Genomic DNA, 13,944 nt, shown 5'->3' on the forward strand with positions numbered 1-13,944 from the left:
TAATGCTCTACTAGGAGATTTTATGTTACGCCGTACATTAATTGCATTTTCACTCCTTGCTTGTGCGACGAGCCAAGCTGCAGATTATAACTGTTCTGTAACACCAAAGGATGACATCGTTATGACACCTGAAAGTGTGCAAGTTATTGGTGCAAGTGGCGATTTAAAAATTACGCCAAATGGTGATATCACGCTTAACGGTAAAAATGTTGCTGCAACAGAGGCCCAAAAGCAGCAAGCGATTCGTTACCAAGCCGCTATCCGTCAGGATTTACCTTGGATAAAACAAGAATCAGAAAAAAAATTATCAACTTCAAGGGAAACGATAGACAAAGTTGTCGTTAAAGTGGTCGGTAGCGATAGCAATATCCGTAACCGGTTAACAAAATTAGAAAAAGAGCTTAATGGGCAAATCAACCAAATTATTGAGACTCGCCCTAGTGGTTATGTGTTTCACCATGAAGCCATGAAAACCGTTGAAGCGAAAGGGCGAGAGCTAGTTAATGAAAGCTTAGGCGGCATTTTACAAGACAGCATCAACGAAATGGGGCGCAAGCAATTATTATCGGGTGGTGATGCTAATAAAGCGCTACAAGGTATGTTAGGGAACTTAGGCGGGTTACAACAAGAGCTCGAATCTGAATGGAAAAAACAAGAAAAAAGCTTCCAGCAATTTGGCCAACAAGTTTGTTCTAAAGTAACCTCAATAGAGCAACAACGCGTCTCATTACTTAATTCAATCAAAAGTAGCTGATAGCACTAAAATCACAATAACCTTATGAGCAGTAATGTATTTTTTGTACATTACTGTTTTTTTATTTTATCTCTATCATCAATTTGTGTGATATTAATTCCATTAATGGGAATGAAAATGAAATTGATTCTTATTTGATTGACATCTAAGCTGCTCACTTTACAATGCGGGTTTGGCTTAATGACTAAATTGGGATCATTTAAATGAAAAAGTTCATTCCTGCTCTGCTTGTTTCTGTGTTGTCATTCTCTGCGCCTTTCGCTCTCAGCGCTGAATCTACCACTTTCACGCCAAATGCGGTGATAGCACAAGGTGTTGAAAAAGTGACGATCAAACACCTATCAGGTGAAACTGAAGTCGTGAAAAAACCACAAAAAGTGGTTCTGTTTGATTTCGGTGTTTATGACTCAATGCAAAAACTCGGCTTAGGTGACAAGGTTGTTGCACTACCAACTGGCAATGCTCCCGCTTATATAAAAGGCAGCATCCCTGCATCAATGGAAAATGCAGGTGGAATGAAACAACCTGATTTAGCCAAAATCGCGCAATTAAAACCTGACCTGATTGTGATCACGGGTCGTCAAGGTAAGTCTTATGATGAGTTATCAAAAATTGCACCCACCATCAATTTAGGCTCTGATAGCAAGCACTATATTGATTCTGTAAAAGCCAACATTGGTGTGATTGGTGAGCTCTATGGTAACCAAAAAGCGGTTGATGAGCAGTTGGTTCAATTAGATAAAGTCATCGCAGACGCCCAGAAGAAAGCGGCTGATTCTAATAAAAAAGTGTTAGTGCTGATGCATAATGACGGCAAATTAATTCCAAACAGCCAAGCTGTTGTTTACAACGTTGTGAAAGCGCAACGCGCTGACCTACCTGTTGATGAAAGTGCAGATAAAGCAAAACGTCGTGTAGTGGATACCAAAACTATTGCTCAAGCGAATCCAGACGTGATCCTGATTGTTGACCGTAGCGAAGCGATTGGTGCAGGTAAACTGGATAAAACGGTATTTGAAGACAGCAATATTCAAGAAACCAAAGCTTATAAAGACGGCAAAATTACTTACCTGCAATCTGACTTATGGTATTTGTCAGGTGGTGGTTTAGTTAGCTTAACTGAACAAGTTAATGCGGTAGTTAATGCCCTGTAACTGATATCTGCCACTGTCTTATTGATAGTGGCAATATGTATTACCTCAATTGTTATTCTTGTCTATTTCATTTTTATCTCTAAACAAAAGCCCACGTCAAATAAAGTGGGCTTTCATCTAATTTATAAGTGAAATGATATTATAAATAAATCGAATAACCGCTACTCTTCACCTAAAAATAACTCTAATAGGGAATTGAGAAACAATTTTCCATGCTCAGTGATCTGCCATTCATCCACAGTTTCTGTGATATAGCTTTTCGCTAAGGCTTCATCAATAGCCGCTCTAACTGTTGATTCTGGTAACCCTGTATATTGGGTAAATTCAGCGCGAGGCATAGCTTCAAGCAGGCGAAAGCGGTTCATGAAATATTCAAATGGCCTATCGGAGGCATCAACATCATAGGATTGGTGCATATAACGCGCCTCCATATAACCTCGAGGGTGTTTTGTTTTTACGGTTCGTAAAATTTGACCATCTTCAAAAGAAATTTTTCCATGAGCACCACAACCGATGCCTAAATAGTCACCAAAGCGCCAGTAATTGAGATTGTGTTGACATTGGTAACCGGGTTTAGCATAGGCGGATGTTTCATATTGCTGATAACCTGCCGCGCTCAATAATTTATGGCCTTCGGTGTAAATATCCCATAGTGTATCGTCATCGGGTAATACCGGAGGACGTGAGCCAAACTGAGTGTTGGGTTCAATGGTTAATTGGTACCAAGACAGGTGCGGAGGTGCAAGTTCAATGGCTTGGCGCAGGTCAGATAAACCTTCAATTTGAGTTTGCGCAGGTAACCCATGCATTAAATCGAGGTTAAAGCTTCTTAAATTAAGATTAGTGGCCAACTGAGCGGCGCGCTTCGCTTCATCAGCGCCATGAATTCGTCCTAAAGTGATTAATTTGTCATTACCGAAACTTTGTACGCCAATAGAAATACGGTTGATTCCTGCTGCTTGGTAACCTGCAAAACGGTCAGCCTCAACAGTGCCGGGGTTTGCTTCCATGGTGACTTCTGCGTGAGGGTCTAAATCAACTCTCTGACGTACGCCATCCATTAATGCTTGCATTGACTCAGCACTTAATAAACTGGGCGTTCCACCCCCAATAAAAATGGTTTTTACCGAACGCCCTGCAACTAATTTTGCATCAATGTCTAAATCGGCCAACAAGTGTGCCACATATTCTTGCTGAGGAATTTCCCCCTTAAGTGTGTGCGAGTTGAAGTCACAATAAGGGCATTTTTGCACACACCAGGGGATATGGATATACAGGCTCAGTGGGGGTAATTTAAGCATTCTTCAGCGCATCCAACATCATTGTGAGGGCTCTTCCACGATGTGAAACGGCTTGTTTTTCTGCTTTTGTTAACTCTGCTGAGGTGCAACCTAATTCAGGAACATAAAATATAGGGTCATAACCGAAGCCACCTTGGCCTTTGCGTTCATGAGTTATGACACCGTGCCAGCGACCATGAAAAACCAACGGCGTTGGGTCTTCTGCATGGCGTAAATAGACCAGAACGCAGTTGAATTGAGCCTGACGTTGGTCGTCAGGCACATTTTTCATTGCTTCAAGTAATTTTATCAGGTTTTGCTCATCGGTCGCATCTTCCCCTGCATAACGTGCAGAGTAAATGCCAGGTGCGCCACCGAGTGCATCAACAGAAATTCCTGAATCATCAGCAATTGCGGGTAACCCGGTTTGTGCTGCTGCATGGCGTGCTTTTAAGATCGCATTTTCAATAAAGGTTAAGCCTGTTTCTTCTGCAGATTCAACACCTAATGAGGTTTGTGCGACGATATCCATCCCAAAATCACGTAATAGGTCAGCTAACTCATTCACTTTCCCGGGGTTACCGGTGGCTAAAACAACTTTTTGCATTATTTAAAACTCGTTTTTACATAATACCAATGGAATACATCATTGCAGTCAATGATGGGTCAATCATCAGTGAGATATCAACACGCAGATAATTCAGCGCGATTAAAATAAACATTACAATCATTGCGGAGAAATCTAACCCGCCCATAGCAGGGATGATACGACGAATTGGCGCCATTAAAGGTTCTGTTAATTGGTATAATAAATAGTCTACAGGATTACGGCCTTGGCTGACCCAGCTTAAAATTGCACGGATTAAAATCATCCAAAAAATCAATTTACCGGTATAGGTTAATAATAAAATCAGCCCCATAGGTAAAATACTTATGCCTAAAATAGGGAGCAAGTTAGTCGCCCACATACCAAAAATAATAGCTGCAATGGCTAAAATAAATGCCACAACCACTGAAGCGGTATCTATTGCGCCAAAAGAAGGAATGACTCGGCGCAATGGTGCGACGATAGGCTGTGTTGCTTTGACAACAAATTTCGAAAAGGGATTGTAAAAATCTGCACGCACCCACTGCATCCATACGCGCAGTAGTAATACAAAAATATACAGTTGAATCAGGGTAGTAACGACGAATACTAAGGTCTGCATGGTGAGTTCCGCGATTAATTTAAAAAAGTTTTTCCATTTCTTCCGCTCTATTTATTGCGCTTTGCATTGCATCGGCAACAATCTGCGGAAGATTTCCATTATAAAATTGCTCTAAAGCCATCGCGGTGGTACCGCCTTTAGAGGTGACTTGTTCACGTAGAGTCGAAAAAGCCGTGTCATTTTGTGACTTAGCAAGTTCTACAGCCCCCTCAATCGCATGAAGAACGAGCTCTCTAGCTTGTTGTTTATCATAACCGAGTTGCTCTGCTTTTTGCTGCATTGATTCCATAAATAGAAAGAAATAGGCAGGAGAGCTACCAGTAATAGCAATAATGTTATTGATTTCTTGTTCTTGTTGGCACCAAATCGTTGAGCCGACACTTTGCATCAGTTCTTGTGCAAATTGTTTGTCTTGCTCTGAAACTTTCCCTTGAGCAAATAGCCCACTAACGCCTTTCCCTACCAATGATGGCGTGTTTGGCATGATGCGCACTAAATTCAGCGAATGAGCGAAATAGTCGTTATAACGTTCTGCTGGGATCCCAGCCGCAATGGTTAGGACTAATTTTTGCTCAAAATCAGCCGCATTTTGTAGTGGTTCACATACTTCTTTCATCATTTGCGGCTTAACGGCAAGGACAATCACATCCGCAGCTTTGACAGCGGCTAAGTTATCATGACTGCTGATAATGCCATATTGTTCAGCCAGTTTATCTCGACGCACAGGTGTAGGAGAACACACCGTGATCATCGATGCAGGGTAACCATGGTTAACCAGCCCAGCAATGATGGCGTGAGCCATATTTCCGGCGCCGATGAAGGCAATTTTACGATGTTGCATTCTGTTCTCCTATTTATTGGTGATATTGTTATTGGTGATATTGGCGCGCGCCAAAAATAGCGGTTCCTATGCGAACAAGTGTTGAACCGCAATGGATTGCTGCACGCATATCGTCAGTCATCCCCATTGAAAGAGTGTCAACCGTGGGATAAGTGGTTTTTAATTGCTCAAATGCCTCATTCATTTGATGAAACACCGCACACTGGCGTTCATAATCCGTTTCAGGTGCAGGGATCGTCATCAGGCCGCGTAACACTAGGTTTGGCATAGTAGCGACCTGTGCAGCAAGTTCTGCGACTTCTGCTAGTGTTATACCCGATTTACTGTTTTCATCGCTGATATTAATTTGGATTAGCACATTGAGAGGGGCTTTTTCACTAGGACGTTGGTCATTTAAGCGCTGAGCAATTTTCGCTCTGTCTAAAGTATGAAACCAGTCAAAATGTTCAGCGACAAGGCGGCTTTTATTTGACTGTAATGGGCCAATAAAATGCCAAATAAGGTCATTTCTATGTGAAAAATATTGAATTTTCTCAACACCTTCTTGAACATAATTCTCACCAAATTGGCGCTGACCTGCCTCAATGGCTTCTGAAATAGCTTCACAAGGTTTTGTTTTACTTACCGCGAGTAGCGTAATGTCCTGTGGTGAGCGCTGACACTCTGCGGCAGCATGCTCAATACGCGCGGTGACATCAGAGATATTATTTTGAATGGTCATTATTTTATTCAATATGGTTTATTCAATACTATTTTATTCATGTCATACATGAATAGCGACTGTAGACCATAGTGTAAAGCAAATTACATCAGAACGGCACCATGGCGTGAGGTTAAGCTAAAAATAACCACGCAAAATACGCAATAATTACATCTGTTGTTCAAACCAGCTTTCAAGGATCACCACGGCAGAGGCTGAATCAACTTTACCTTTGCTTAGTGCTCGATAACCGCCTTGTTCAAAAAGGCCTGCTTTTGCTTCAACCGTGGAAAGACGTTCATCATGTAGTTCGACTTTAACACCAAAACGGCCATGAATTCGATTTGCAAAATTACGGGCTTGGCTTGTAACCAGTTGCTCCGTACCATCCATATTAAGGGGAAGGCCGACAATAACCAACTGTGGTTGCCATTCTTTAAGTAACTTTTCGATTTGTTGCCAATCAGGGCGGCCGTCACTGGCTTTCAATGAGGTTAATGGCCGTGCAGTACCTGTAATTTCTTGTCCAACTGCAACACCGATGCTTTTGGTTCCAAAATCAAAGGCTAACAAAGTTCTTCCAGACATTAAGCATGCCCCGCTTGCATTGAAATTGTATGAATATCAACACCAATTAATTTAGCCGCGGCACTCCAGCGTTCATGAATGGGTGTGTCAAAAATAAGCTGAGGAGAAGCTTCAACGGTTAGCCAGCTATTTTCCATAATTTCACGCTCAAGTTGGCCTGGTTCCCAGCTTGCATAACCTAGCGCCACTAATGAGTTGGTAGGCGAGTGCTCACTTCCTAAAGTCTCTAAGATATCTTTTGACGTCGTCACCATAACGTCATCATTTAAATGCAGGCTAGATAAAAAGCCTTTAATTGGTGTGTGTAAGATAAACCCATGTTCTTCTGCAACAGGGCCTCCCGCAATGACGGGCTTTTTTAAATTACGGTTATCAATTTTATCTGAAATCGTAATTTCGAGTTTTTTGAGCATCGTATCGACAGAAAAGTCATCAATAGGTTTGTTAATCACGATCCCCATCGCCCCTTTTTCATTGTGCTCACACACATAAACGACCGACTGTTCAAAATAAGGGTCTGTTAAGGATGGCATGGCGATAAGAAAATGGTTTTGCAGATTCAAACTTAGACTCCAGCAAATTTAAAAACAATTGATAGAACACAATAAAAGGCAAAACTATAAGGTGGTAAATAAAACTGATGACTTTTACCGTTTGAAAACAATATATCTTGTTAAAACAATATATCTTGTTAAAACAATATATCTTGTTTTAACAATATATCTTGTTAAAACAATATATCTTGTTAAAACAATATATCTTGTTAAAACAATATATCTTGTTAAAACAATATATCTTGTTAAAACAATATATTGTGTGAAAAAATAAAAATCATCAGTAAAGATAAACCACTGCTATAAATTATTTATTGAGACGGCGTTCAATGGCATCCATTAACATACCGGTAATGGAGATATCAAATGCGGCTTCAATTTCCCGTGCACACGTTGGGCTGGTCACGTTAATTTCAGTTAAACGGTCACCGATGATATCAAGACCAACAAAAATTAAGCCTTTTTCTTTTAATGTTGGCGCGACAGCACGCGCAATGGCCCAGTCACTTTCACTTAATGGACACGCTTCCCCACGGCCACCCGCAGCAAGGTTACCTCGGGTTTCGCCTTGAGCTGGAATTCGTGCTAAACAATACGGAACGGGTTCACCATCAACAACTAAGACACGTTTATCACCATCCTTAATTGCTGGCAGGAAGTTTTGTGCCATGCAGTAACGGGAGCTATGTTCTGTTAGCGTTTCAATAATCACACCCACATTTGGGTCATCTTGTTTGAGGCGGAAAATCGAAGCGCCGCCCATACCATCGAGTGGTTTAAAAATGACATCGCCATGTTTTTGGTGAAATTCTCTCAACTTTTGTGGGCTGCGAGTGACTAATGTGTCCGGTGTTAATTCAGCAAACCAAGCCGTAAACAATTTCTCATTACAGTCGCGTAGGCTTTGCGGCTTATTCACAATTAGGGTGCCGGCTTGTTCCGCTCTTTCTAAAATATAAGTCGCATAGATAAATTCAGTGTCAAAAGGCGGGTCTTTACGCATTAAAATGGCATCAAGTGAACTTAGGGCGATATCTTGTTCGCCATGAAATTCATACCATTTTTCAGGGTTTTCTTCGACCGTCACGATTTTTGTTTGTGCGCGAGCTTCACCTTGGTGTAAATACAGGTCATTCATTTCCATATAATGGATTTCATAACCACGACGCTGAGCTTCCAACATCATTGCAAAACTGGTGTCTTTCTTGATTTTGATGGATGAAATAGGATCCATCACTATACCGAGCTTGATCATTTTTTCTCCTTACCCCAGATCACCTAAGCGCACTTGCAGTGCTGTGATAGCGGTTAGCGCAGTCGTTTCTGTTCGTAATACTCGAGGCCCTAACAGTATATCGGTAAATTGATAGTTTGCTGTCATGGCAATTTCGTCTGCTGATAAGCCACCTTCAGGGCCAATCAACAATCGTACTTTCTTTAGTTCAGTGGGTAGCGTATTAATACTTTCTGTTGCCCGTGGGTGTAAATTGACTTTAAACGCACCGTCATTCTCGGTGCACCAGGCTTCAAGGGTTTGCACTGGGCGAATTTCTGGAATTCGGTTGCGGCCGCATTGTTCACAGGCTGCAATTGCAATTTTTTGCCATTGTAGTAATTTTTTTTCGAGTCGTTCGCCATCTAAGCGAACACCACAACGTTCTGATAATAAAGGTGTTATTGTATTAACTCCGAGTTCGACAGATTTTTGGATGGTAAATTCCATTTTTTCCCCACGAGACATGACTTGCCCTAGGTGCAAATCGAGCGGGGATTCTCTATCATCAATTTGGCTATTTTCAATGTGTACGAATACGTTTTTTTTAGTTGCTTCAGTAATTTCAGCACTAAAGGTCTGATTGCTGCCATCAAAAAGTTCGAGTTTTTGGCCAGCAGTCATGCGTAGCACCCGGCCGACATGGTTTGCGGCATCATCACCAAGAGAAATTGTTGTATTTATTTGAAGAGGCTCTGGGTGATAAATGCGTGGAATGCGCATAGCTTTTCCTTAGTACAAACTGGGTTAATAAATAATATAACTTTGATGAATATGGGGGTTGAATTGTTAAACTCAAGCGCTACTACCTAGTTTATAACGAAATACTGACCTTTTATAGTATGTCTGTGCCATAAGCGATATCTTAAACAGTGATGAAAGCAAACTAGGAGATCATGATATTCGAATAAACCGACTCCACTCAACGGAATTAAAGTGTTGGGAGCATCGAAAATTCACAGTATATTTATTTTTATCTCCATAAAGGAATAAGGAGTTAATATGAGGGAACTAATTTGTATTTTTATATCATCAGCTATATCTATTATTTCACCGTCTGAGCAGTTTATATTATCATGCCAAAATGGAAAATTTACAAATCCGTTTGATTTTGTTTGTATTTTTTCTGCTTTGATTATGTTATTAATCTCTTTTTTCTCGACTAAAAAGCTGCTTGTTTATTTACCAGTTGTTTTTTTTGATAAATCAAAAATTTTTATTAAAAATACTATTCTACTTCTAATATATGGCGTATTAATTTTTATAATATATTGGACATCTGATGGTTTATATATGGTTTTATTTTTGACACTATATATTAATTTGATAATTCCATTATTCATCATTGATAATAAAATAGGTTATCTCCCTGATATTCTTACATACCCATTATTATGGTTGGGGCTGTTATATCAAATTCATTTGCCAAATGGGAATGTGGTTTCAGCTATTTACGCGGTGCTGATCAGTTACTTAGTAATGCTTATGGTGGTGACATTGGTTGAAAAACAAACGTCTCAGCCACAAATGGGGAGGGGGGATTTTAAACTCGTTGCCGCTTGTTCTGCCTGGCTTGGGGTTTGGCAGCTTCCTTACTTTCTGGGGACTGCCGCAGGGGTAGGGCTATTACAATATTGGGTAATCTATGGGTTATTGCCTAAAATATATCAAAAGAAGCAACAGGCGAATCAGGCCTACCCTGAGATACTATCTGGGGCAAAAATAGCTAAAAAAACGAAGACGATCCCATTTGGCCCTGCGCTAATTATTAGTGCTAGCATATGGTTGTATTTATCAATAATTGAATATTAAATTAAAAGACAACCATACGTGCATGCATGAAAGGGGTGAGTAAAAATCGGAGTTGTAGTTGTTAAGACGCTGCTGTTACTAGAGAGTCTAAAAACTGCTGCCATTTACTCGGCTCACCGAGGTAATTTTGTAATGGAACACGCAACCATCTATCCTGTTGTTGTATTAACAGTGTTGGAAAACCGGATGCACCTGACTGCGCTAACAGAGCCTTACTTGTTCCAATGTGGGCCGCAGTTTCATGTTGCTCACACTCACTGTAGTCGGACACATACTGGGTTACATCGAGGCCAATTTCTTTGGCGAGCTCAAGAAGTACCGCGGTATCTTTAATATGGCGTCCTGAAATATAGTGTGCTTTTTGAATGGCTTTAAGCATTTCAAAGCCTTTGCCTTGCTTGGTTGCCGCTAATATAGCGGTTTGCGGTGGTGTTGAGTCCATAACCAAATTAGGTTCGTGTAGCATTTTTATATAGTCATCGCCAAACACTTGCCCTGTCATTGATGCAATGCGCTTATCGGATTGCAGAATATATTGGCGAAAATTATCATCTAAATGTAGACGAGCGTCACCTGCTAGCATGCCTCCACCATGCATTTCAATGTTGATACTTGGGTGTTGCTTGGCAATTTCGACTAAAGGCGCAGCGGCATAGCACCAGCCGCAATAAGGGTCATAAATATAGTGTAGGGTGATGTTACTCATAATCGTTCTCTTTATTTGCTATTTTTAAGTAATTTGAATTAAGTTGTATCATTATCATCAAAAGATTAATACCACTGTCATCTAGTTAAATCAGCCAAATTGTTTTAGGTAAGTCATTCAGTGTGTAGATACGGGACATACCGCGCAACTGGCTGAAATAGTGAATATTACTTAATTACTGAGGCCATTTCATTTCGCCTTTAATGACTTTTGCACTAAGTTCTAAGCTTGATTTATCATCTAATTGTGGATACTTCGCTGCAACTTTTTGGATGAGCTCACCTGAGTTTTTACTTGTTTTATATGCACTTTCAAAGTCCTGTAAATATTTTTGAGTGAAAGAAGCCGTCGTTACATCTAATTTAGACGCCCCCGTAAAGTGGCCGGGAACAACGGTTGCTGGGTTCAGAGCTTTGATGTCTTTTAATGTTTGCAGCCAATTTTTGCGTGACTCTTCTGTTTGGGTATCCGCTACCCAAACATGAATATTGTCAGAAACAATAACGCCACCCACAACGGCTTTTAATGATGGAACCCAGAGATAAGTTCTATCTGGTGACACGCCATCAAGGCCTTTAATTTCAAGTTTTTCGCCATCAACGGTGAAGTAGTCTCCTTTAATCACTTCAGGGACGATAACATGGGCAGGGGCTTCATCTTTTAATACACCGCCCCAGTAAGCCAGCTTGCCATCTTTAGTGGCTTTAATGGCTTCAACTGTGTTTGCTGTTGCGATCACTTTAGCCTCTGGGAAGGCGTTTGTTAGGGTATCTAGCCCAAAATAGTAGTCTGGGTCAGAATGGCTAATGTAAATCGTAGTTAATTTTTTATTGAGTTTTTTAATCTTATCAACCAATTGTTGTGCATCATTTTTTTGAAATTGTGCATCAATCAACACCACTTCACTTGAACCGCTAATTATTTCAGAGGAAACTGGAAATACGCTGTTATTTCCAGGGTTATAAACATCTAGTGTGAGTGTTTCAGCTTGGGCCAGATTTATCGTTGTGGCAAATAGCGCGGTTGCCGCTAATAAGGTCAATTTCATGTTGTATCCTAAAATGAAGTTATACAGAAAAGTTTGTTTTGCATGTCGTGTATACTAAATTGCAATGATGAGATGAAAAACCCCATAATTAGGTGTTGTTTGTTGCATAATTCGGTCAAATGAGAATGGTATGGATAGATTAAAAGCGGCTGAGGTATTTATTACTATCGTTGAACAAGGCAGCCTAAGTGGAGCCGCAGAAAAACTGGATATGTCTAGAGCGATGGTGACACGCTATTTGTCAGAAATGGAGCAATGGGCGGGAGTACGTTTATTAAATCGCACCACACGGAAATTAAGTCTAACTTCAGCAGGGGAAGGGGTATGTCAACAATCTTTGCAACTTAATGCTATTTCCCAAATGGTGCCTGTGCAGCAAGAGCTTGATGCAAAAGCATTATCTGGTTTAGTGCGTATTAGTTGTTCACAATCAATCGCCCAAAGTGCGCTTTCTGTGGCTATTTCTGAGTTTATGAAGCTCTACCCGAATATGGCTATTGATATGCAAATATCGAATAAATCGGTAAATTTGATAGAAGAACGAATTGATTTGGCAATCCGTATCACGAATCAATTGGAACCGAGTTTAATCGCAAAATCCTTGTCAACTTGCCATTCTGTCATTTGTGCTTCACCTGACTTTTTAAAAGGAAAAAAAACAGCCTGAAAAGCCAGAGGATTTAGTTTTGCTTGATTGCTTAACCTACAATTTTTTTGGTCGTAGCTTATGGGTATTTGAAAAAGCAGGCATGCAGCATAGAGTGTTAGTTGATGGGCGCTTAAGTGCTAACGAATCCGTATTTCTCGCTGAAGCAGCATTGCAGGGGGCGGGTATCTCTATGCAACCTTATTATTCAGTTGCTAATCATTTGGCTTCGGGTGAGTTAGTTCAGTTATTACCTGAATATACTCCAATGCCACTAGGTATTTACGCTGTGTATACTAGCCGCCAAAAAATGCCAACCGCCCTGAGGGTGGTGATTGATTATCTCGCTAATTGGTTTGAAACTTCACCTCATTGGCAGTTATTGATGCAACAGCGCGGAAGTTAGCTGAGTTTTTATTTGATTAAAGTTATCCTCTAAATGTTGAGTAAAAATATTGGTCAATTGTGATGAAGGGCGGTGAATTGGCCTTATTAAACTAACAGTAAAAGGAATCGAAAAACTGAGTGGGCGTAGAGCTAACTTCCCAGCTGATTGTTGATGGAAATCTAATGCAGTTAACGGGTTAACAATAGAAACTCCAATCCCTTTTAGTGCCATAGCGCAAATGGATGATGCCGAATGCGTTTCCATGACCATTTTTCGTTCGACGTGGTGTTCCGCAAAGGTTGAGTCAATCAACTGACGGTAGCTGTCAGTTAATGACAGGCTAATAAAACGTTGGCCTTGAAAATCGCTGGGTGTTAACACTTCTTTTTGGGTTAAAGGGTGGCTCGCCGGTAAGACACACACTTCATTTAAACTTCCTAGTGTTTGTTGTTCAGTTCCTGGTGGCATTTGTAGATGCTCTGTTAAGCCGAAATCGTAACGTTGGGCTGACAACCATTCCTCTAATACAGGGGACTCTTGTGGGATCACCGTGATGCTGACATCAGGGTAATTTTCCATAAACGATTGGCAAACCTGAGGTAATAAAGATTGGGCGAAAGCAGGTAGACAGGTTATCGATATTTGCGCATGTTCGAAACGCCGGATGGTTTCCGCTGAATTTTTAATGCGTTCTAAACCATAATAGGAGCGTTCAACCTCTTCAAGAAACCGTAAACCTTGTGCAGTAGGTTGTAACCGCCCTTTGACTCTATCGAATAACTTAAACTGTAAAAGGTATTCTAAGCGAGCAAGTTCACGGCTGATAGTGGGTTGTGAAGTGTTCAGCAGCGCAGCGGCTTCCGTCAGGTTGGGGGTGGTCATCACCGCACGGAATATTTCGATGTGCCGCCATGAAATGGCTTGCATAAAAAGTCCTTAAATAAAGTCTATATCAAATATGAATAGATTTTAGCAAAATAGATATTTTTTTT

Annotated in this window: 15 protein-coding genes and 1 pseudogene; 4 read left to right on the top strand and 12 right to left on the bottom strand. The window is 40.7% G+C overall.

Annotated features, from left to right (window positions below):
• The first annotated feature begins 22 nt into the window (after window positions 1–22).
• Window positions 23–754: a DUF2884 domain-containing protein gene (locus M1F17_RS04485; protein ID WP_181488614.1), complete on the top strand. Its 732-nt coding sequence runs from the start codon at window positions 23–25 to the stop codon at window positions 752–754.
• A gap of 203 nt (window positions 755–957) precedes the next feature.
• Complete coding sequence (locus tag M1F17_RS04490) at window positions 958–1,908, top strand: siderophore ABC transporter substrate-binding protein (RefSeq protein ID WP_110592327.1); 951 nt, start codon at window positions 958–960, stop codon at window positions 1,906–1,908.
• Between the two features lie 161 nt (window positions 1,909–2,069).
• Here M1F17_RS04490 and hemW read toward each other — a convergent pair whose 3' ends face one another.
• From hemW to rsmE, 9 genes are all read right to left on the bottom strand, one after another.
• Window positions 2,070–3,209 (bottom strand): radical SAM family heme chaperone HemW, encoded by a 1,140-nt coding sequence (gene hemW / locus M1F17_RS04495; protein WP_318837265.1) that lies wholly within the window; start codon window positions 3,207–3,209, stop codon window positions 2,070–2,072.
• Window positions 3,202–3,795 carry an XTP/dITP diphosphatase gene (locus M1F17_RS04500; protein ID WP_094962051.1) on the bottom strand — a complete coding sequence of 198 codons (594 nt, stop codon included), beginning with the start codon at window positions 3,793–3,795 and terminating at the stop codon, window positions 3,202–3,204. Before M1F17_RS04500 ends, hemW begins: the two co-directional genes overlap by 8 nt.
• A 16-nt stretch (window positions 3,796–3,811) precedes the next feature.
• Window positions 3,812–4,396 carry a YggT family protein gene (locus M1F17_RS04505; protein ID WP_094962050.1) on the bottom strand — a complete coding sequence of 195 codons (585 nt, stop codon included), beginning with the start codon at window positions 4,394–4,396 and terminating at the stop codon, window positions 3,812–3,814.
• Between the two features lie 19 nt (window positions 4,397–4,415).
• Window positions 4,416–5,237, bottom strand: coding sequence for a pyrroline-5-carboxylate reductase (proC, locus tag M1F17_RS04510; protein WP_004264693.1), 822 nt, complete (start codon window positions 5,235–5,237; stop codon window positions 4,416–4,418).
• A gap of 28 nt (window positions 5,238–5,265) precedes the next feature.
• Window positions 5,266–5,958, bottom strand: coding sequence for a YggS family pyridoxal phosphate-dependent enzyme (locus M1F17_RS04515; protein WP_094962049.1), 693 nt, complete (start codon window positions 5,956–5,958; stop codon window positions 5,266–5,268).
• A gap of 147 nt (window positions 5,959–6,105) precedes the next feature.
• The gene (ruvX, locus tag M1F17_RS04520; RefSeq protein ID WP_004264697.1) at window positions 6,106–6,525 is read right to left on the bottom strand and encodes a Holliday junction resolvase RuvX; all 420 of its coding nucleotides are present in this window, start codon (window positions 6,523–6,525) and stop codon (window positions 6,106–6,108) included.
• A complete protein-coding gene (locus M1F17_RS04525; RefSeq protein ID WP_094962048.1) occupies window positions 6,525–7,088 on the bottom strand; it encodes a YqgE/AlgH family protein in 564 nt (187 codons plus the stop codon). Before M1F17_RS04525 ends, ruvX begins: the two co-directional genes overlap by 1 nt.
• Window positions 7,089–7,386: 298 nt before the next feature.
• Window positions 7,387–8,334: a glutathione synthase gene (gshB, locus tag M1F17_RS04530; RefSeq protein ID WP_318837266.1), complete on the bottom strand. Its 948-nt coding sequence runs from the start codon at window positions 8,332–8,334 to the stop codon at window positions 7,387–7,389.
• A gap of 9 nt (window positions 8,335–8,343) precedes the next feature.
• The gene (gene rsmE, locus M1F17_RS04535) at window positions 8,344–9,075 is read right to left on the bottom strand and encodes a 16S rRNA (uracil(1498)-N(3))-methyltransferase (protein ID WP_004264709.1); all 732 of its coding nucleotides are present in this window, start codon (window positions 9,073–9,075) and stop codon (window positions 8,344–8,346) included.
• Between the two features lie 279 nt (window positions 9,076–9,354).
• Here rsmE and M1F17_RS04540 point away from each other — a divergent pair, with 279 nt between their 5' ends.
• Window positions 9,355–10,164 carry a prepilin peptidase gene (locus M1F17_RS04540; RefSeq protein WP_094962047.1) on the top strand — a complete coding sequence of 270 codons (810 nt, stop codon included), beginning with the start codon at window positions 9,355–9,357 and terminating at the stop codon, window positions 10,162–10,164.
• 61 nt (window positions 10,165–10,225) lie between these two features.
• On the opposite strand, the gene M1F17_RS04545 is transcribed toward M1F17_RS04540, so the two are convergent.
• Together M1F17_RS04545 and M1F17_RS04550 are read right to left on the bottom strand one after the other, a co-directional pair.
• Complete coding sequence (locus M1F17_RS04545) at window positions 10,226–10,870, bottom strand: DsbA family protein (protein WP_004264718.1); 645 nt, start codon at window positions 10,868–10,870, stop codon at window positions 10,226–10,228.
• A gap of 175 nt (window positions 10,871–11,045) precedes the next feature.
• On the bottom strand, window positions 11,046–11,918 hold the full coding sequence (locus tag M1F17_RS04550; protein WP_318837267.1) for an MBL fold metallo-hydrolase: 873 nt from the start codon (window positions 11,916–11,918) through the stop codon (window positions 11,046–11,048).
• Between the two features lie 130 nt (window positions 11,919–12,048).
• Between M1F17_RS04550 and M1F17_RS04555 the strand changes: the two are divergent.
• A pseudogene (locus tag M1F17_RS04555) lies at window positions 12,049–12,970 on the top strand (LysR family transcriptional regulator).
• Here M1F17_RS04555 and M1F17_RS04560 read toward each other — a convergent pair.
• The gene (locus tag M1F17_RS04560; RefSeq protein WP_094962044.1) at window positions 12,944–13,879 is read right to left on the bottom strand and encodes a LysR family transcriptional regulator; all 936 of its coding nucleotides are present in this window, start codon (window positions 13,877–13,879) and stop codon (window positions 12,944–12,946) included. The pseudogene M1F17_RS04555 and the gene M1F17_RS04560 sit on opposite strands and share 27 nt — an antisense overlap.
• Between the last annotated feature and the right edge of the window lie 65 nt (window positions 13,880–13,944).

This window comes from Providencia sp. PROV073, assembly GCF_033688125.1.
Lineage (GTDB): Bacteria > Pseudomonadota > Gammaproteobacteria > Enterobacterales > Enterobacteriaceae > Providencia > Providencia hangzhouensis.

Excerpts from the sequence above, each read along its gene's own strand:
- ruvX (WP_004264697.1), bottom strand. The coding sequence starts at position 6,525 with ATGTCTGGAAGAACTTTGTTAGCCTTTGATTTTGGAACCAAAAGCATC.
- M1F17_RS04490 (WP_110592327.1), top strand. The coding sequence starts at position 958 with ATGAAAAAGTTCATTCCTGCTCTGCTTGTTTCTGTGTTGTCATTCTCT.
- proC (WP_004264693.1), bottom strand. The coding sequence starts at position 5,237 with ATGCAACATCGTAAAATTGCCTTCATCGGCGCCGGAAATATGGCTCAC.
- M1F17_RS04545 (WP_004264718.1), bottom strand. The coding sequence starts at position 10,870 with ATGAGTAACATCACCCTACACTATATTTATGACCCTTATTGCGGCTGG.
- M1F17_RS04550 (WP_318837267.1), bottom strand. The coding sequence starts at position 11,918 with ATGAAATTGACCTTATTAGCGGCAACCGCGCTATTTGCCACAACGATA.
- M1F17_RS04560 (WP_094962044.1), bottom strand. The coding sequence starts at position 13,879 with ATGCAAGCCATTTCATGGCGGCACATCGAAATATTCCGTGCGGTGATG.
- gshB (WP_318837266.1), bottom strand. The coding sequence starts at position 8,334 with ATGATCAAGCTCGGTATAGTGATGGATCCTATTTCATCCATCAAAATC.
- M1F17_RS04485 (WP_181488614.1), top strand. The coding sequence starts at position 23 with ATGTTACGCCGTACATTAATTGCATTTTCACTCCTTGCTTGTGCGACG.
- M1F17_RS04515 (WP_094962049.1), bottom strand. The coding sequence starts at position 5,958 with ATGACCATTCAAAATAATATCTCTGATGTCACCGCGCGTATTGAGCAT.
- M1F17_RS04500 (WP_094962051.1), bottom strand. The coding sequence starts at position 3,795 with ATGCAAAAAGTTGTTTTAGCCACCGGTAACCCCGGGAAAGTGAATGAG.
- M1F17_RS04540 (WP_094962047.1), top strand. The coding sequence starts at position 9,355 with ATGAGGGAACTAATTTGTATTTTTATATCATCAGCTATATCTATTATT.
- M1F17_RS04505 (WP_094962050.1), bottom strand. The coding sequence starts at position 4,396 with ATGCAGACCTTAGTATTCGTCGTTACTACCCTGATTCAACTGTATATT.
- rsmE (WP_004264709.1), bottom strand. The coding sequence starts at position 9,075 with ATGCGCATTCCACGCATTTATCACCCAGAGCCTCTTCAAATAAATACA.
- hemW (WP_318837265.1), bottom strand. The coding sequence starts at position 3,209 with ATGCTTAAATTACCCCCACTGAGCCTGTATATCCATATCCCCTGGTGT.